Raw genomic sequence first — 17,977 nt, 5'->3', positions numbered from 1 at the left:
ATGGCCGGATCTACGCGCTTACAAGTCTAACGTGGCTTGCCGGGAAACATTTCCTCGGTGGGCGGATCGTCCCGACGATCGTGATCCGAGATCCGCGGGATCTCGCGGGTGTCGGTGTCCGATCCCGGGTCGTCATTGCTTTCCGCGGGTTGCGAGTGGTCCTCGGATGAGTCGCCGGATGCGGGATCTTCCTCTTGGTCCGCCGCGGCGGACCAATCCCCATCCTGCTCCTGATCCGAGGTCCCGACCTCGTCATCATTTACATCAGTGCCGGCATCACGGCCGGCCGCGTCATCGTCGTCCGCGTCGGATTCGGTTGCGGCAGAAGATCTCGGCCCCAGTCCGAGTAGGTCGCCGATGAGAAATCCGACACCTATGACACAGACGACCACACATGCGATGGCCAACCAGAGAACACCACTCAGCAGAGCCGCCGCCAGTAGGACAAAGCCCACCAGGGTGGCCGCCAGCGCCAGAACCAACACGAATGCGCCCTGGTTGCCCGGCCGCGTCAGTTACTCGGCTTGGAGAATCCGCCCGTGTTGGTGAAACCACCGTTGCCCGGGTCGGACGAGAAGGCATCACCACCGCGTGCGTTGTCCACCGGTGCCGCACTACCCCGCTGCTGCAACTCTTCGAGCTGCGACTCCAGGTAGGTCTTGAGGCGGGTCCGGTACTCGCGCTCAAAGGTCTTGAGCTGCTCGATCCGACCTTCCAGCACCGAACGCTGCTGGTTGATGGTGCCCATGATCTCGGTGTGCTTGCGCTCGGCATCGGCCTGGAGGGCAGTTGCCTTCTCCTGAGCCTGACGCGTCTGCGTCTCGGCGCGGGTCTGCGAATCGGCGAGGATGGCCTCGGATCGCTGACGCGCATCGCTGAGCATCGCCTCCGACTTCGAGCGGGCGTCGCCGACCATCGCATCAGCGCGGGCGCGGGCGTCGGCCACCATCGACTCGGACTCACTGCGAGCGTTGTTGGTGAGTCGATCGGCGGTGTCCTGGGCCAGACCCAGAACTCGGGCGGCCCGCACGCTGTGATCGTCGGCCTGCGGCTGCGCGGGTGCGGCGGGCTCGGGGGCCGGAGCCGCCGGTTGTGCCGCGAACGCCTGCGTCGCAGGTTCTGCAGTCGATCCCGGCGCGTTCTTGGCCGAGGTGACCTCACCCTCGAGCTCTTCAACCCGTTGCTTGAGGTCTGTGTTCTCATCGATCAAACGCGCCAGCTCGGCTTCGACGAAGTCGAGGAATTGATCAACCTCGTCCTCGTTGTAGCCGCGTTTGCCGATCGGCGGTTTGCTGAACGCGACGTTGTGCACATCAGCTGGTGTCAGCCGCATTGGTCGGTCCCCTTATACGTGTGTCGAGCTTCGGTCTACTTATAGGGCAGGTGCAGGTCCTAGCGTGTGTACCACACAGTGAATGTCGTTCATATTATTCACGATAAGCACTCAGACTGTAACTGGCGTCCATCCTGTCACACTAGAACCGTTCGTTGCACCCCATGGTTGCTATGTCGAAATCAAACGGCGGTCAAAACGAACCATTTGGAACGGCGCGCCGTGAATCCGTGACCCGTTTGTTATCAACCTACTCGATACTAATGCGTTGCTCTGTGGGCGATGTGACCCGGAGGGTCATCGTCCTGCTCACGCGGAGTGTTTCGCGGGCCGACGGACCACAGACCCGTGGCGGATTTGCGGTGGTGGCCACGCATGTTCGGGCAATAGAATCCGGCCGCGCAAAACTATCCGGCGACCACGGTCATCAAGATCAACACCAGGATCATTGTGATCATCAGAGACAGATCCAGGCGGACCGGGCCGAGCGGAATCGGCGGGAGGATGCGCCGCAACGTCTTGATCGGCGGATCGGTGGAGGTGAAGACACCCTCGATGACCACAACCGAGGCGCCGCTCGGGCGCCACTCCCTGGCAAATGTACGAACCAATTCGATCACCAGGCGCCCCAGGAGCAGCAGCCAGTAGATGAAGAGGAAGTAGTAAATAATCTCGCGCGCGATCGTCACGCCATAACTCTGCCCGAATTCACCGCAGTTTGGTAAAACTGCAGGCCGAGCAGCCTGTTGCGGTCGCTACTGGTGGTTGTAGAAACCGGTCTCGGCGATCTTCTTGCGATCCTCGGGCGACACGTCGATGTCCGCGGGAGCCAAGAGGAAGACCTTGGTCGCGACCTTGTCGAATGATCCGTGCAGCGCGAAGGCTAGGCCGGCCGCAAAATCCACGAGGCGCTTGGCGTCGGCGTTGCTCATGTCGACGAGGTCCATGATGACCGGGCTTCCGTCGCGGAAACGCTCACCGATGGTGCGTGCCTCGGCGTAGCTGCTGGGACGCAGCGTGGTGATCTTGCCGAGTGGGTTGCCTTCCTCGAAAACCCGGTCCATCTCGGCGCGGGAATCGAGCGCCAAGGCGCCACGAGTGCCGGCGCCACCACCGACAGTGGTGGGACGCGAGGCTGCGGGCCGGGCGCTGCTCAGCGGCTCGAGACGTCCGGGGACCCGGGCCGGCGCTGCCGGATACCGGTCGGCGGACTCGAACTGAGGACGACGCGATCCGGCGTAGGCGTACTCCGGAGCCCGCTCGTACTCGGCGGCGTATTCGGCCTCGCGGTAGTCGCGGTCATCGACCTCATCCCGGTACGGGCGAGCATCCTCGGCATAAAACGGCCGAGCCGGCTCCTCATCGCCGTAGAACTGCTCTCCGTCGCGGTAGTTCCGCTCATACCGGCGGGCCCGTGACGGAGCCGGATCCTCGAGGTAGTCGTCCTCGTAGTCTCCCGGCGGAACCATGCCGAAGTACGCCTTGAACTTGTGGATTGTGCTCATCGCATTTCCTCTTTCAGTCGCAGCCTGTACTCGACAATCCCTGTTAGCCGTGGTGCTTGTGTTACTCGTGTGACTAACCGTTAGGGCGAGATTACTGGCCGCGACCCCATGATCGCGGTACCGACACGCACGCATGTCGATCCGTACTTGACAGCAATCTCGAGATCGTCTGACATCCCCGCCGACAATTCGGTTGCCGACGGGTATTGCACGACAAAACCCTGGTGGATGCGGGCCGTCTGGTCCAGCCACTGCTCGGGCGAACCGCCGAGCGGGGGGATGACCATCAGCCCGCACAGCTCGAGATTGTCCGATTCGAGGATGGTGTCGGCCAGCGCCGGCAATTCGTCGGCGGGCACGCCGCCGCGCCCCTTGGCCTCGTCGTCATCGAGACCGATCTGGATGAGGATCTCCAGCGCTCCCCCGCGGGCACCGTCCTCGCGTGCGGTCCCCACGGCCCGATCGAGTGCCTGGGCAAGCTTGCCGCTGTCCACCGAATGCACGCGGTCCGCCCAGCGGGCGACCGTCTTGGCCTTGTTGCGTTGCAACTGCCCGATCATGTGGAACCGGAGATCACTGAGACCGGTCGATTCACGAACCTCGGTCGCCTTGGTTCCGGCCTCCGGTTCGCGCGACTCACCGAACTCGCGGACGCCGGCGGCAATGAGCAACTCGACATCGGTGGCCGGGAAGAACTTGGTGACGGGCAACAGCTGCACATCGGCCGGAGAGCGACCAGCCGCTCGGCAGGCGGCATCGACACGATCTCGAACACGCGCAAGATTCGCGGCGAGTTCGTGGCCGCGACCGGATGAGAGGTCCGAGACCTCAGGCACCGCTGCTGTCCATCCAGATGACCGAGGCGATCCGCCCCGTCGGTGCGCCACGGCGATGACTGAACAGCGACTGGTCCTCGATCGTGCAGCGCGGATCCTCGGCCACCGCTTTGACCCCCGCCTCGAGCAGCTGGCGCCGGATGCCGGCCCGAAGATCGAGCCCCGGAGTGCCCTTGAGGGTCCTGGTGGCGCTGCCGGGCAGGTGCGCCTCGACATCGGCCTGCATGTGAGCGGGTACCTCGTACTGACGGCCGCTGGCCGCCGGCCCCATGAACGCACCGATGCGGCTCACCACCGCACCGGCCTTCTCCATCTCGGCGAGGACGCGGGGCACGATCCCGATTCGTGCCCCGACCCGGCCGGCGTGGACCGCAGCGATCACACCCGCGGACTCATCACTGAGCAACAACGGGACACAATCGGCCGACAACACCGCGAGCGCGAGATCAGGTGTGGTGGTCACCAATGCGTCGGTGGCCGGCACCGGCTCGGACACCGGACCGTCGACGGTGGTCACGTTGCGACTGTGGATCTGTTCCATCCACACCACCCGCGATGCGCCGACACCGAGCTCATCACCGAGCCGGATCCGATTGCGCGACACCGCCTCCGGATCATCCCCGACATGATCGCCGAGATTGAACGAGCTATACGGGCCGGTGGAGAATCCACCGGCGCGGGACGTGGTTACCCGCCGGACGCGAAAACCCACTGCGACGCTCAGCGTTTCATGAACGGCGGAACGTCCACCTCGTCGTCGGCCTCATCCATACCGTGGGCAGGACGCGACGGACGCCCCTGACGATCGTCGGCGAAGGGGTCACCGGCGGGGACCTGTGCGAACAGCGGGTCGCGACGTTCGGTGGCCACACCGTTCGACACGGCACCGGCTCGCCCGGCTCCCACCGTGGCGCTACGAGCCGCGACCGTGGCGGCGGACTCGACCGGGTTGCGCGCCGGTGATCCACTGTCGAAGCCGGCTGCGATCACCGTGACCCGGACCTCGTCGCCGAGGTTGTCGTCGATGACCGTGCCGAAGATGATGTTGGCGTCGATGTGGGCAGCTTCCTGCACCAGCGTGGCCGCTTCGTTGATCTCGAAGAGTCCGAGGTCGCTGCCACCGGCGATGGAGATGAGCACGCCATGGGCACCCTCCATCGAGGCCTCGAGGAGTGGTGAGTTGATCGCCGACTCGGCAGCCTTGGTCGCGCGGTTTTCGCCGCGCGAGGATCCGATACCCATCAGCGCGCTACCGGCGTTGCTCATCACCCCTTTGACGTCGGCGAAGTCGACGTTGATCAGGCCCGGGGTGGTGATCAGGTCGGTGATGCCCTGGACACCGTTCAGCAGGACCTCGTCGGCACTGCGGAACGCGTCCATCAGGCTGACCGCGGCGTCGCCCATCTGCAGCAACCGGTCGTTGGGGATCACGATCAGGGTGTCGCAGGATTCGCGCAGCGCGGTGATGCCCACCTCGGCCTGACCGCCGCGGCGCTTGCCCTCGAAGGAGAACGGCCGGGTGACCACACCCACGGTCAGCGCGCCGAGTTTGCGGGCGATGCTGGCGACGACGGGGGCGCCACCGGTACCGGTGCCACCGCCCTCACCGGCGGTGACGAAGACCATGTCGGCGCCCTTGATGAGCTCCTCGATCTCGTCCTTGGCATCTTCGGCGGCGCGACGGCCGACCTCGGGGTCGGCACCGGCACCGAGACCACGGGTCGAATCGCGACCGACGTCGAGCTTGACGTCGGCATCGCTCATCAGCAATGCCTGGGCATCGGTGTTGATGGCGATGAACTCGACGCCTTTGAGGCCTTGTTCGATCATGCGGTTGACGGCATTTACTCCGCCGCCGCCAATACCGACGACCTTGATCACAGCAAGGTAGTTGTGCGGGGGCGTCATAGCGCTCGCCTTCCTTTTGGTCTGTTTCGAACCAGGTTGGTTCTAGTGCACGGCCGCCGTCGCGAAAACCCTCAACCTAAACCATAGGCTTAGAGTTATGTCAAGTAGCTGTGTGCTGATGGAAACGCTAGGCACCTTCGGACACCGGAGCCAGCAAGCGGTGCGGCGTGTCGGGAAAGAACTCTGCGAATTGCACCAGAACGGCTATTTGAACGTCGGATTCGACGGACTGGACACATTGTATTCGGTCCCCTCCTGCGTCAGCACGTGGCGCAGGGTCTCCGATTTCTCCGCGTTACGACTGTCGTCACCCCATACGACGGTGCGGTTGTCCTTGAGTACCAACACGATATTGACCGGAGAACTGACCTCGACGGCCGCGATCTGTTCGGCCACATATGGCGGCACTTCGGCCATCACGGTGAGCGCGGCCCGCGTCGACGGATCACCCGAACCGGGGTTCGGGGTCCGCAGCTGCGCCAGGCCGGGAGGCGGATCCTGTTGCGCGAACTCAAATCCCAGCTTGTCCATCAGATACTTCTGTCCGTCACGTTCGGTGAAGACGACCGGGACGCGTTCCTCGATGGCGATACTGATGGTCGACGGGTACTCACGCTTGACCCGGGCCGATGCGACGCGCGGGATCCGCGACACCCGTTGTGCCGCTGCCGCAGCATCAACCTGAAGGAGAGGCTCACCCTCGGGAATCGCTGCCGCGGAGGTGATCTCCTCCGCCGCCACCACCGAGTTCCCCGTCACGTCGACCGTCCGCACCGACATCAACGGGGTGAAGTACGCAACCAGGAACAGTCCGATGACAACAACGGTGGTGACGACGGTGCCGACCAGAACGCGCATACCACTGATCGCCGGACGGGCCGGCCCGCGACGACGGCTGCGCCGCGCGAATCCGCGACGCCGGTTCTTGTCGACTTTGCTCCCGGCATCTTCTTTCCCGGCGTCGGCGTCATCGAAGTCGGCGTCGAACGCCTCTGGGTCGAGATCGTCGTCGCTCACTTTTCGCCCCGTACGGCGCGGTCGCCCTGATTCACCCGACCGATATCACGCAGCGCCTCGACGATTTCCCCGGCCTGCATGGTCACATCACCGGCACCGATGGTCAGGATCACGTCCTGTGGCCGGGCCAGTTCGATCACCTGACGCGGGAGCGCCGAGACATCAGGCTGGAAGGCAACGGGTTTGGTGATCTGTTCGGCGATCGTCACACCGCTGATCCCCGGAATCGGTTCTTCCCGGGCACCGTAGACATCGAGCACGATGACCTGATCGGCGAGATCGAGTGAGCCGGCGAATTCCGTCGCGAACGTTTCGGTGCGCGAGTACAGATGAGGCTGGAAGATCGCCACGACGCGACCGCCGTCCGCGGTGACCATGTCGCGCGCCGCGGTCAGCACGGCCCGGACCTCGGTGGGATGGTGTGCGTAGTCATCGAATACCCGGATGCCGCCGACAGTTCCACGCAGCTGGAATCTGCGGTGTACACCCGCAAAACCTTCGACTCCTTCGATCAGGTCGGAGATCTCCGCTCCCGCGGCCACGCCGGCGAGCACTGCCGCCATCGCGTTGAGCGCCATGTGTTTGCCGGGCACGGGCAACTTCACCTCGCGCTCGGTCACGACGCCGGCGTGATCGGTGAACCGCACCCGGGCGAGTCCGCCGCCGGCCCGGCTCTGCCAGGACAACAGTTCGGCTGCCGGTTCGACGCCCGGCGCCAGGTCGCGGTGCAGACCTTCGCCGTAGCCGCGCACCGAGATCCCACGCTCCGACAACCGGTCGGACACCCGGCCGGCAAACGCCGCCGACCCCGGATCGTCGAGGCAGACCACCAGGGATCCACCGTCGACGATGCGGTCGGCGAAGTCGTCGAAGACCTGCACGTAGGCAGCTTCGGTCCCGAAGAAGTCGAGGTGATCGGATTCGACGTTCGTCACCACGGCCACGTTCGGCGTGTATTCGAGGAGCGATCCGTCGCTCTCGTCGGCCTCGGCCACAAACAGTTCGCCCGAGCCGTGGTGTGCGTTGGTCCCGGATTCGTTCAGCGCCCCGCCGACGGCGAACGACGGGTTGAGACCACAGTGCTGCAGCGCCACGACGGCCATCGAGGTGGTGGATGTCTTGCCGTGGGTACCCGCGATCAGCAGATTGCGGTGGCCCTCCATCAGCGTCGCCAGCACGCCCGGTCGCAGCAGGATCGGGATGCCGCGTTCGCGGGCAGCGACCAGTTCGGGGTTGGTCTTCGGGATGGCGGCCAGGGTGGTGACCACCACCGTCGGGCCGCCGTCGAGCAGGTCGAGCGCCGCGCTGTCGTGTCCGATGTGGATCTGGGCGCCACGGGTGCGCAGATCTACGACCCCGCGCGACTCCTTGGCGTCGCTTCCCGAGACCTGACCTCCGCGCGCCAACAGGATACGGGCGAGACCGGACATACCGGCCCCACCGATCCCGACCATGTGGACACGTGAGAGCTGTTGCGGCAACTGCTGTTTCATGGCACCCGCGATCGGTTCGTTCATCGGCTCGCCGCCGTGCGATGGGCCCGCGCGAGTTCGATGCCCGCCGCGGCGACAGCCTGCGCGGCACCCCTGGCGCCGGATCCGGCGGCAGCGGCAGCCATCGCCGCAAGTCTTTGCGGATCGGTCAAGAGCGGTGGGATGGCCTGTGCCACATAGTCCGGTGTCAGGTCGGCATCGTCGACCAGCAGCCCACCGCCGGCCGCGACGAGTGCGGCGGCGTTGAGGCGTTGCTCGCCGTTGCCGTGTGGCAGCGGGACATAGACCGCGGGCAGCCCGGTGGCCGAGACCTCGGCGACAGTCATCGCACCCGAACGACAGACGGCCAGGTCGGCGGCCGCATAGGCCAGGTCCATCCGCGAGATGTACGGCAGGCCGACATACGCCGGTGTCGCATCGAACGGCTCCAGGGAGTTCTTCTTCCCGTAGGCGTGCAGGACACCGATACCGCTGTCGCACAATGCTTGTGCGGCACCACGGACCGCGGTGTTGAGGCTCCCGGCACCCTGCGATCCACCGAACACCAACAACGTCGGGGCATCGGGATCGAGTCCGAAGAACTCACGAGCCTGTGACCGCAGTGCGCCACGATCGAGGTCGGAGATGGCAGCGCGCACCGGGATCCCGACAACTTCCGCGTCGAGCCCGGAATCGGGCACCGCGGCCAGCACCCGCTGCGCCAGCCGGGCGCCCACCTTGTTCGCCACACCGGCACGCGCGTTGGCCTCGTGGATGACCACGGGTATCCGGGCACCCGAACGCCGACGGAGGCGCGCTGCCAGATATGCGGGCAATGCCACGTATCCACCGAATCCGATGACCACGTCGGCGTCGACCTCGTCGAGGACCCGACGGGTTTCCGCCACCGACTTACGCAGCCGCAGTGGAAGTTTGGCCAGATCGGCGTTGGGCTTACGCGGCAGGGGCACCGGCGGGATCAGCTCCAGCCGATACCCGCGCTCCGGTACCAGAGTGGTTTCCAGCCCACGGGCCGTACCCAGCGCGGTGACCTTGATCGTCGGATCGATCTCGACCAATGCGTCCGCGACGGCCATCGCCGGCTCGATGTGACCGGCCGTGCCGCCGCCGGCCACCACGATCGACAGCGGACGCGTCGGATCACTCATTGCTCCGTACCCCATCCCCTTGCGTCCCGTCCAGATCCACAACGGGCGGTACGGTCACCGACGCGGCCGCGGATCGCGGTATCGGTTGTCCTCGCCGTAGACCGGCCGGGCGGATGGATTGCTGCCGCGACGGATATCTCGCGGCTGACGATCATGGGCATAGCTGTCATTGTTACGCAGTGGCTGCGGTCGCCGCTGCGGTGGGCTCGCGGTGCCGCCATATCCCCAATCCTGGGGCCGCGCCGTCCGCACCCGGCGGATGTCGTCGCGCGGTGCGTAGCTGCGCGGTGGCTGCCGTTTCTGCGACGGGCGCCGAACCGGTTCGGTGGCCGCCGTCCGCCGCGCCCGTCCCACCGGACTCGGTGCGCGGTGTACCCGCCGCTGGTCCAGGCGGTCGCGCAGGACCTCGGCACGGGTCTGTGAATACGGGACCGGGTGGGGCAGCCGAAGCATCCGGCCGAAGCGTCCGTCACCGCCGGAGGCCAGTGCCGCCACCGCTTCCGGTTCGTGACGCGCGGCGTTTGCCAGCAAGCCGAACATGACCAGTGTGGTCAGCGTCGAGGTGCCACCGGCCGACAACAACGGCAGCTGGATACCGGTCACCGGCAGCAGGCCGACAACGTAGCTGATGTTGATCAGTGCCTGCGCGGTCACCAGGATCGTGATCGTCGCGGTGAGCAGCCGTAGGAAGGGATCCACCGAGCGGGCCGCGATCCGCAGGCCGACAAAGGCGAACAGACCGAACAGCAGCAGCACGATGACGCCACCGACGAGTCCGAGTTCTTCGCCGATGATGGCGAAGATGAAGTCGTTGTGGGCGTTGGGCAGATAGTTCCACTTGGCGCGGCTCTGACCGAGACCTTCACCGAACGGACCACCGTTGGCGAGTGCATATCGGGCCTGTCTCGCCTGGTAGCCGGCACCCTGTGGATCATCGACCTGGCCGAAGAAGCTGAGCACACGCTGGCTGCGGTAACCGGCCGTCATGGCGAGCACGGCCGCCAGTGCCACACCGGTGAGCGCGAAGAATCCGAACACCTTCATCGGCAGACCAGCGAACCAGAGCAACGCTCCGACGATGATCGCGATCGTGACGGTGGTGCTCAGGTTGGGTTCCAGAATGATCAGCAGACAGATCAAGAAACTCACGGGGATGAGCGGGACCAGTAGTTCACGCAGTTGCGCGTTGTCCCGGCGGCGGGAGGCGAGCAGGTGGGCTCCCCACACGCACAGCGCCACCTTCGTCAGCTCGGAGGGCTGCACCGAGAAACCGGCAACCGTGAACCAGCGTCGCGCACCCTGGGCCATCGTGCCGATCCCGGGCACGAGGACCAGCATGAGCATGATCGTGGTCACGATGATCGCGGGCGCGGCAAGTCGGCGCATGATCCGCACCGGCATCCGCACGGCGAAGAAGAACAGCACCACGCCGAGGGCGGCGAACACCAGCTGTGTGGTGAACATGCCGTACGACGAACCGGTCTTCGAGTAGCCCTCGACCGACGACGCCGAGAGCACCATGACCAATCCGAACGCGGTGAGCAGCACGGCGAGGGTCAGGATCAGGTGGAACGACGCCAACGGCCGGCTCAGTACCCCCGCGATCCGGGCAAGTATCGACCCGATCCCCTCACCCAAAGTGATGATCCGGCGTTCGGCGACTGGTTTGGATGTGCCGCTGCCACGGCCACCCACCGCGCCGGAATCTTCGGCTTCCGTGTCGGACTCGGGGCCGACGTCGACTCCGTCCAGGTCGGTGTCTTCGCCGGTGTCTTCCGCGGCGTCGGTATCGAGGTCGACATCGGAGGCAGAATCGTCGGTGTCGGTGATCTGCTTCTTGCGCATCAGGACGCCCCCAGCACCTGCGCGCCCGGAAGGGCGCGGGCACTGGCGGCGAAGCTGTCGCCGCGGGCTCCATAACCGGAGAACATGTCCAGGGATGCTGCGGCCGGAGCCAGCACCACTGCATCAGGGGTATCGGGGTCGGCAGTGCACAGATCCCAGGCGGCCCGCACCGCGCTGTCCATGACCGCGTCGGCGGACGCCGGATCTGCAGAAGCCGGGGCGATGTTCACCGCCCCATCTTCTCCTGTTACTCGTGTGACTGTTGGGACCAAAGGGGCGTGTCGGGTCATTGCATCTTTGATGATGTCGCGATCGGCTCCGATGATCACCACCCCGGCGAGCCGATCGCGGATGGCGATGACGAGTTCGTCGACCGATGCGCCCTTAAGCAAGCCGCCGGCCACCCAGACCACCCGGCGGTGTCCCAGGATCGAGGCCTGCGCGGCATGGGGGTTGGTCGCTTTCGAGTCGTTGATGAAGGTGGTGGTACCGACGATGGCGACCGGCGCACTGCGATGCCCGCCGACGGTGAATGTGTCGAGGCCTTCGGCCACGGCCGGCGCGCTCACGCCCACCGCCCGGCACAGGGCTGCCGCGGCCAGCGCATCGAGCACACCGGACGGACCCTGCGGCCGCACCCGGTCTGCATCGAACAGAGGAACGGGGTCGATCGGCACGACGGAGGACAAGTCCTCGCTCGCCTCCCAGTCGACCCGGTCGACCAGTCGACCGTCGACGACACCTAGCTCGCCGGGCCCGGGCGCGCCTAGCCGGAAGCCGATGGTTCGGCCATCGGGATCGGATCCGCGCAGGCCTGCGGCGACCGGATCGTCGAGACCGACCACTGCAATCGGCCCCGACAGGGCGATCGCCTTGGCCTCGACATAGGCGGCCATCGAGCCGTGCCAGTCGAGGTGATCTTCGGCGATGTTGAGCACCACACCCGCAGTGGGACGTACCGACGGCGCCCAGAAGAGCTGGAAGGACGACAGTTCCACGGCCAGCACATCGATACGCGGCTCGGCGACCAGCGCGTCGAGCACCGGCAGGCCGATGTTGCCGCAGGCCAGAACCGACACCCCCGCTGCGGCCATGATCGACTCGATCATCCCGGTGGTGGTGGTCTTGCCGTTGGTGCCCGTGACCACCAGCCATTGGCGTGGCGCTCCGGTCACCCCCGAGCGGTCCACCTGCCACGCCAGTTCGACTTCACCCCAGACCGGCAGTCCGGCATCCGCCGCAGCGACCACCAGTGGGTTGTCGGGCCGAAAACCCGGTGACGCGACGACGAGGTCGAAGTCTGCGGTCCAGCCGGGTCTAGCGATCAGCGTGTCCGGGGACACTTTCGCAGCACCGGCGGCAACGAGCGGTTCGAGCGCCGCTGCGCGGTTGTCGCACACGGTGACCGAGACACCCTGGTTCAGCAGGAACCGGGCGGCCGACGCTCCGGCCACGCCGGCACCGGCCACCAGAACCCGCTCACCCCAGGGTCGCTCCGAAGTCGCCGACATCATCGACCATTCCTCACTGGCCAATTCTCCACTCGTCTATCCCCCACTGGCACTGAGGAACTCGCTGTAGAACAGCGACAAACCCAGCGCACAGGCGATGGCCGTGAGCAGCCAGAACCTGATGATCACCGTTGTTTCCGCCCACCCCGACAGTTCGAAGTGGTGATGGAACGGTGCCATTCGGAACACCCGTCGACCCGTGGTCCGGAAGACCGCGATCTGGATGACAACCGAGATGATCTCTGCGACGAAGAGCGCACCGACGACAACCGCGAGCAACTCGGTGCTGGTGGTGATCGACAGGCCGGCGAGGAGTCCACCGAGGGCCAGTGAACCGGTATCGCCCATGAATATCTTGGCCGGCGCGGCGTTCCACCACAGGAAGCCCAGGCAGGCGCCACCGCCGGCCACCGCGATCAATGCCAGATCGAGCGGGTCCCGCACGGTGTAACAGCCGGGCTCGGCGGTCTTGGGCCCACCGACGCAGGCGTTGCGGTACTGCCAGAAGGTGATCAGCACATAGGAGCCGAGCACCATCGCCATCGAGCCGGCGGCGAGCCCGTCGAGTCCGTCGGTGAAGTTGACCGCGTTCGACCAGGCCGACACGACCAGCCACACGAAGATGATGAACACCACCGAACCCATCGCGATGGCGTCGATCTCGCGGACGTAGGACAACTGGGAGCTGGCCGGCCGGTATCCGGCCTCATTGCGGAATTGCAGTACCAGGAAGCCGAACAACAATGCCGCGATCAGCTGACCCACCGACTTCGCGGTTTTGTTCAGACCGAGGTTGCGCTGCTTGCGGATCTTGATGAAGTCATCGAGGAAACCGACCACGGCCAGCGTGGTCGCGAGCGACAGCACCAGAACGCCCGAGGCGGTAGGTCCGCTGCCGTCTGTCAGCAACCCGAACAGGTGCGATCCCCAGTAACCGGCCCACAACGCGGCCACGATCGCCACGCCGCCCATCGAGGGCGTGCCGCGCTTGGTCTGATGACTCGCCGGCCCCTCGACCCTGATCTCCTGACCGAAACCTTGACGCGAAAAAACCTTGATCAGCACCGGCGTCAGCAAGATCGCCACCGCCAGCGAGAGCACGCCCGCAATCAGGATCTGCCTCACCTGAACATCCCTATCTGTCGAGTATCAATGCAGTGATCGATGGCGCTCACGCAGGATCGCCACCCGGAGACCGGTGACCGACCCTGCTCTCCAAGAAGTCGGTCAAACCGAGCTCACGCCCACCCATCACCAGCACCACATCGTGCTCGCCGAGTTCTGCGTCCAGTATCTCTGCAGCCGCCTGCGGCGTGGACACCAGGACCGCCTCCGAACCCCACGAACCCTCCATGACAGCACCTTGGTGTAGTCCGTGGACGGCGCGCGAGGTCCCCACACAGACGACCTGCCCGATGTCCAGGCGCACGGCCAGTCTTCCGAGTTCGTCGTGCGACACCACCCAGCCCGTCATCGCGGCCCGGTCACCGGCATCGAGATCGGCCGGGACATCCATCTCCCCCAGTACGGCCCAGCTGCGTCGCTGCGGCGCGGCATGCACCGCGTCGGCGAGGTCACGCAAGGCGCCACGTACCGCCCTGGTGTCGACCAAGGCCACCGCGTCGGCCCTGTCACTATCCGGATTGCTCACTGCGATGACTCCGTGTCAGTTGGATTCTGTTGCGTCCCAATCTCATCGATCGCCTGGCCCAAGACAACCCGATCGTCGAACGGATGCTTGATGCCGTGGATCTCCTGTCCGGCCTCGTGACCTTTGCCGGCCACCAGCACCACGTCACCGGCCCGGGCCCACCGGACTGCGGCCGCGATCGCGCCGGCGCGGTCACCGATCTGCTGAACAGGCTCGGCTCCCGAAGGTCGCTCGGCGAGCGGTACCGCCGCCGCCCCGGCAATCACCTGCGCCCGGATGTCGGCGGGCACTTCGGACCGTGGATTGTCGTCGGTGACGACAACGAATTCGGCGCCGCGCGCGGCGGCCTCGCCCATCATGGGACGCTTTCCGGTGTCCCGATCACCGCCGGCCCCGACAACCACGGCGATCCGGCCCTGTGTCTGGCCCCGAAGTGTGGCGATGACGGCCTCGAGCGCGGCGGGTTTGTGGGCGTAGTCGACCACTGCGAGGAACGGCTGACCGCGGACCACCCGTTCGACCCGACCGGGTACCGCGACGTCTCCGACCGACGCGATCGCGGTCTCGACCGGCACACCCGCGCCGGACGCGAGGGCAACGGCGGTCAGCGCATTGGCGACATTGAATCGGCCCGGCATCGGGACAGTCATCTCGTACGACTGCCCGGTCGGACCGGTCACCGTCACGCGCTGCGCGCCGTCCCGGGCGACCTCGGACGGACCGGCATGCCAATCCACACCATCTGCCGACCCGGACGTCGACACACTGACGGCACCGGGTCCGGCGATGCCGAACATCTCGCGCCCCCAGTCGTCATCGACGCAGATCACCGACGCGCCGGCGTGAACCGCCGAATCCGGCTGGAACAGAAGCGCTTTGGTGTTGAAGTAGTCGCGCATCGTGGGATGGAAATCCAGGTGGTCCTGCGAGAGGTTGGTGAACGCGCCCAGCGCGAACCTGGTGCCGTCGACCCGGCCGAGATACAGGGCATGGCTCGAGACCTCCATCACCACCGAGTCCACACCCTGCTCGAGCATCGCGGCCAGCAACCCTTGCAGTTGGGGGGCCTCGGGGGTCGTCAGCGCGCTGGGCTGGCGGATCCCGGCGATCCGGGTCTCGACCGTGCCGATCAGGCCGACCGAATGGCCGGCCGCCATCAGCGCCGCCTCGGTGAGATAGCTCGTGGTGGTCTTGCCCGACGTCCCGGTGATACCGATCAGGGTCAAGCTTCGTGATGGGTGACCGTAGACCTGTGAACTGAGGTCGCCGAGGACGGCCCTCGGTTCCGGATGCACCAGCACCACACAGTTCGGCGTCGGATCCAGGCCGGCGATGACGTCACGTCCGGCCTGATTCGTCAGAACCGCGGACGCACCGGCGGCCAGAGCGTCGGCAGCGAATTGCGCGCCGTGAAACCGGCTGCCGGGAAGCGCGGCGAACAGATCCCCGGGCCTCACGTCCTGTGCCCGCAGGGTGACACCACCGACTTCTGTCTGTGCCGTGGCCGAGCCGATCAGATCTATCCGGGCGTTGCCGGTTGCTGCGAGAGCCTCGACCGAGGTCGGGGTGACCAGGGCAGGACGCAACACCGAACTATCGGGAGCAGACACGTGCTCAACATACCGTCGCAGGGTCACCCGGCTTGCAGCACCAGTGGTGGCGTCGGGCCCGACGACAGTGGTACCCGCTCACGCTGCAGCATCCAGGACGCGATGGTCTGGAACAGCGGAGCGGCACTCTGCCCACCGGAGCCGTCGCTGCTTCGCTTCGGGTTGTCCAGCATGATCCCGATCACGTACCGCGGGTTGTCCGCGGGCGCGATACCGGCGAACGTGATGTTGTAGGCCTCGTTGGAGTAGCAACCACATTTCGGGTTCACCTGCTGCGCGGTGCCGGTCTTACCGCTGATCTGGTACCCGGGCACAGCCGCCTTCGTACCGGTGCCGTTCTGGACGCCCATCGGATCGCTCTGGATCACCGCACGGAACATGTCACGGACCGTTTTGGCCGCCGCCGGGCTGACCACACGCACCCCTGGGGGCGGTTCGGTCACACCTGGCTGTCCATCGCCGTTGACCGCCTTGATGATCCGCGGTGGGATGCGCACGCCGTCGTTGGCGATCGCCTGATACATGGCGGTCATCTGCAGCAGGGTCATCGTCAGGCCCTGGCCGATCGGGAGGTTGGCGAACGTACCGCCCGACCACTGCGTGCGGGCCGGGACAACCCCACCGCTCTCGCCGGGCAGACCCACATCGGTGCTCTGCCCGAGACCAAAACGCTTGAGCATGTCGGCATATCGGTCCTCGCCGACCTTCTCGGCGAGCATGAGCGTTCCGACGTTGGAGGACTTACCGAAGATGCCGGTGGTCGTGTAGGGCACAACGTCATGCGCCCAGGCATCTTTCACGGTGGCGTCGGACATGGTGATCGACCCCGGGACCTGGTGCACCTCGTCCGGCGTGGTGACGCCGTATTCGATGGCGGCCGCCGCGGTGACGAGCTTGTTGACCGAACCGGGCTCGAACGGAGAGGTGACCGGGAGGTCACCGAGCTGTGCATCCTTTTGTTCGTCAAGGGGTTTGGCCGGATTGAAGGTGCCGTCGTTGGCCATGGCGAGGACCTCACCGGTCTTGACGTCCATGACGACCACCGACGCGTTCGCCGCACCGGACTTCTCCTTGGCGAGCTGAACCTGGTTCTGGACGTACCACTGGATGTCTGAGTCGATGGTCAGTTCCACGGTGGCGCCGTTCACCGCCGGATGCAGGTTGCGAGGACTTCCCGGGATCACCGCGCCGTCCGACCCGCGGTCGTAGGTGCGCGACCCGTCGGCTCCCGAAAGCACTGAATCCAGGGATGATTCCAGCCCGATCAGGCCGTTCCCGTCGAAGTCCACATCGCCGACGATGTTCGCAGCCAACTCACCACCGGGGTACAGCCGGACGTCTTGCCGTTCGGACCCGACCTCGGGGAACTCCTCGATGATCTTGTTCGCCGACTCCGGGCTCACCGCCCGTGCCAGGTACACGAAAGTTTCGTCGCTGCTCAATAGTTCACGCAGTGATGACTCGTCGAATTCGTTGCCGAGTTCGGCACGGATCCCGGCGGCGATCTCGTCGATGCGGGTGTCCAGATCGGGCAGCTCCGGATTCTTCTGATGAGCCTCTTCGATCTCCTTACGCACCTTGACCGGCTGGAACGTCAGTGCGCGAGCGTCGTCGGTGTATGCGATTGCCTTGCCGTTACGGTCTTCGATGGCACCACGTTTCGCGGGCAGCACTTCGGTGACCGCGCGCTGACTCGCCGCTTCTGCCGACAGTGCCGGACCGTCGACGACCTGCAGCATCGTCATTTTCACCGTGACCGCCAGGACCACCAGCAGGATGACAACCGTCACCACCCGGTGACGTCGCAGGAACTGCCGACCGGCCCGGATCATGTCGTCGTTTCCGCGGTGGGGACCACCGGCGGGAAAACCGGTGCGGCCGGTGGCCGTACGAGGGGCGGTGTCCGGATTGTCACCGTCGCGGTAACCGGTAGGTCCCGTTCCCTGACGTCCCCGCGGACGCCGGGACGGACCGACCCGCTCGCGGCCCGTGGCGCGCTGCCGAGTACGGCGGTCGCCGGCAGGTGTCTGCCGCGTCATCGGCAGCACCGGTCGTCAGCAGATCCATTCGCCGCGATGACTATCGCAAATGAGACCTCCATGGTTGTCAATTCTGTACTG

16 protein-coding genes are annotated in these 17,977 nt (G+C 65.8%); all 16 read right to left on the bottom strand.

The genetic code is table 11. The annotated features are described in order from the left end of the window. Positions 1 to 26 precede the first annotated feature (26 nt). The 16 genes from H290_RS30090 to H290_RS0105540 all read right to left on the bottom strand — a co-directional run bounded on the left by H290_RS30090 (position 27) and on the right by H290_RS0105540 (position 17,896). Complete coding sequence (locus H290_RS30090) at positions 27 to 485, bottom strand: hypothetical protein (protein ID WP_020105794.1); 459 nt, start codon at positions 483 to 485, stop codon at positions 27 to 29. Positions 486 to 511: 26 nt separating this feature from the next. Continuing rightward, entirely contained in the window at positions 512 to 1,333 is an 822-nt protein-coding gene (locus H290_RS0105610) for a DivIVA domain-containing protein (protein ID WP_020105793.1), read from the bottom strand. A 407-nt stretch (positions 1,334 to 1,740) separates the two neighbouring features. Beyond that, a complete protein-coding gene (locus tag H290_RS27870) occupies positions 1,741 to 2,022 on the bottom strand; it encodes a YggT family protein (protein WP_020105792.1) in 282 nt (93 codons plus the stop codon). Positions 2,023 to 2,088: 66 nt separating this feature from the next. Continuing rightward, entirely contained in the window at positions 2,089 to 2,838 is a 750-nt protein-coding gene (locus H290_RS0105600; protein ID WP_020105791.1) for a cell division protein SepF, read from the bottom strand. 80 nt (positions 2,839 to 2,918) lie between these two features. Further along, positions 2,919 to 3,674 (bottom strand): YggS family pyridoxal phosphate-dependent enzyme, encoded by a 756-nt coding sequence (locus H290_RS0105595; RefSeq protein WP_020105790.1) that lies wholly within the window; start codon positions 3,672 to 3,674, stop codon positions 2,919 to 2,921. Then, the gene (gene pgeF / locus H290_RS0105590; RefSeq protein WP_020105789.1) at positions 3,667 to 4,386 is read right to left on the bottom strand and encodes a peptidoglycan editing factor PgeF; all 720 of its coding nucleotides are present in this window, start codon (positions 4,384 to 4,386) and stop codon (positions 3,667 to 3,669) included. Before pgeF ends, H290_RS0105595 begins: the two co-directional genes overlap by 8 nt. A gap of 8 nt (positions 4,387 to 4,394) precedes the next feature. Continuing rightward, on the bottom strand, positions 4,395 to 5,582 hold the full coding sequence (gene ftsZ / locus H290_RS0105585) for a cell division protein FtsZ (protein WP_020105788.1): 1,188 nt from the start codon (positions 5,580 to 5,582) through the stop codon (positions 4,395 to 4,397). A gap of 204 nt (positions 5,583 to 5,786) precedes the next feature. Continuing rightward, positions 5,787 to 6,599, bottom strand: a complete 813-nt coding sequence (locus tag H290_RS0105580) for a cell division protein FtsQ/DivIB (RefSeq protein WP_231373505.1) — start codon at positions 6,597 to 6,599, stop codon at positions 5,787 to 5,789. Next, positions 6,596 to 8,116: a UDP-N-acetylmuramate--L-alanine ligase gene (gene murC / locus H290_RS0105575; RefSeq protein ID WP_020105787.1), complete on the bottom strand. Its 1,521-nt coding sequence runs from the start codon at positions 8,114 to 8,116 to the stop codon at positions 6,596 to 6,598. The genes H290_RS0105580 and murC overlap by 4 nt, the downstream gene beginning before the upstream one ends. Continuing rightward, positions 8,113 to 9,240 (bottom strand): undecaprenyldiphospho-muramoylpentapeptide beta-N-acetylglucosaminyltransferase, encoded by a 1,128-nt coding sequence (gene murG / locus H290_RS0105570; RefSeq protein ID WP_020105786.1) that lies wholly within the window; start codon positions 9,238 to 9,240, stop codon positions 8,113 to 8,115. The genes murC and murG overlap by 4 nt, the downstream gene beginning before the upstream one ends. Positions 9,241 to 9,294: 54 nt before the next feature. Then, the gene (gene ftsW / locus H290_RS27865) at positions 9,295 to 11,085 is read right to left on the bottom strand and encodes a putative lipid II flippase FtsW (RefSeq protein ID WP_020105785.1); all 1,791 of its coding nucleotides are present in this window, start codon (positions 11,083 to 11,085) and stop codon (positions 9,295 to 9,297) included. After that, positions 11,085 to 12,599, bottom strand: coding sequence for a UDP-N-acetylmuramoyl-L-alanine--D-glutamate ligase (gene murD / locus H290_RS0105560; RefSeq protein WP_020105784.1), 1,515 nt, complete (start codon positions 12,597 to 12,599; stop codon positions 11,085 to 11,087). Before murD ends, ftsW begins: the two co-directional genes overlap by 1 nt. 33 nt (positions 12,600 to 12,632) lie before the next feature. Continuing rightward, on the bottom strand, positions 12,633 to 13,721 hold the full coding sequence (gene mraY, locus H290_RS0105555; RefSeq protein WP_020105783.1) for a phospho-N-acetylmuramoyl-pentapeptide-transferase: 1,089 nt from the start codon (positions 13,719 to 13,721) through the stop codon (positions 12,633 to 12,635). Between the two features lie 46 nt (positions 13,722 to 13,767). After that, complete coding sequence (locus H290_RS0105550) at positions 13,768 to 14,247, bottom strand: hypothetical protein (protein ID WP_020105782.1); 480 nt, start codon at positions 14,245 to 14,247, stop codon at positions 13,768 to 13,770. Continuing rightward, complete coding sequence (locus tag H290_RS0105545) at positions 14,244 to 15,857, bottom strand: UDP-N-acetylmuramoyl-L-alanyl-D-glutamate--2,6-diaminopimelate ligase (protein ID WP_028462826.1); 1,614 nt, start codon at positions 15,855 to 15,857, stop codon at positions 14,244 to 14,246. Before H290_RS0105545 ends, H290_RS0105550 begins: the two co-directional genes overlap by 4 nt. 23 nt (positions 15,858 to 15,880) lie before the next feature. Further along, on the bottom strand, positions 15,881 to 17,896 hold the full coding sequence (locus tag H290_RS0105540) for a penicillin-binding protein 2 (protein ID WP_020105780.1): 2,016 nt from the start codon (positions 17,894 to 17,896) through the stop codon (positions 15,881 to 15,883). Positions 17,897 to 17,977: the final 81 nt, after the last annotated feature.

The sequence above is a fragment of the Nocardia sp. 348MFTsu5.1 genome (genome assembly GCF_000383535.1).
GTDB classification, from domain to species: Bacteria; Actinomycetota; Actinomycetes; order Mycobacteriales; family Mycobacteriaceae; genus Williamsia; species Williamsia faeni.
This window is presented reverse-complemented; position numbering and strand designations above follow the sequence as displayed.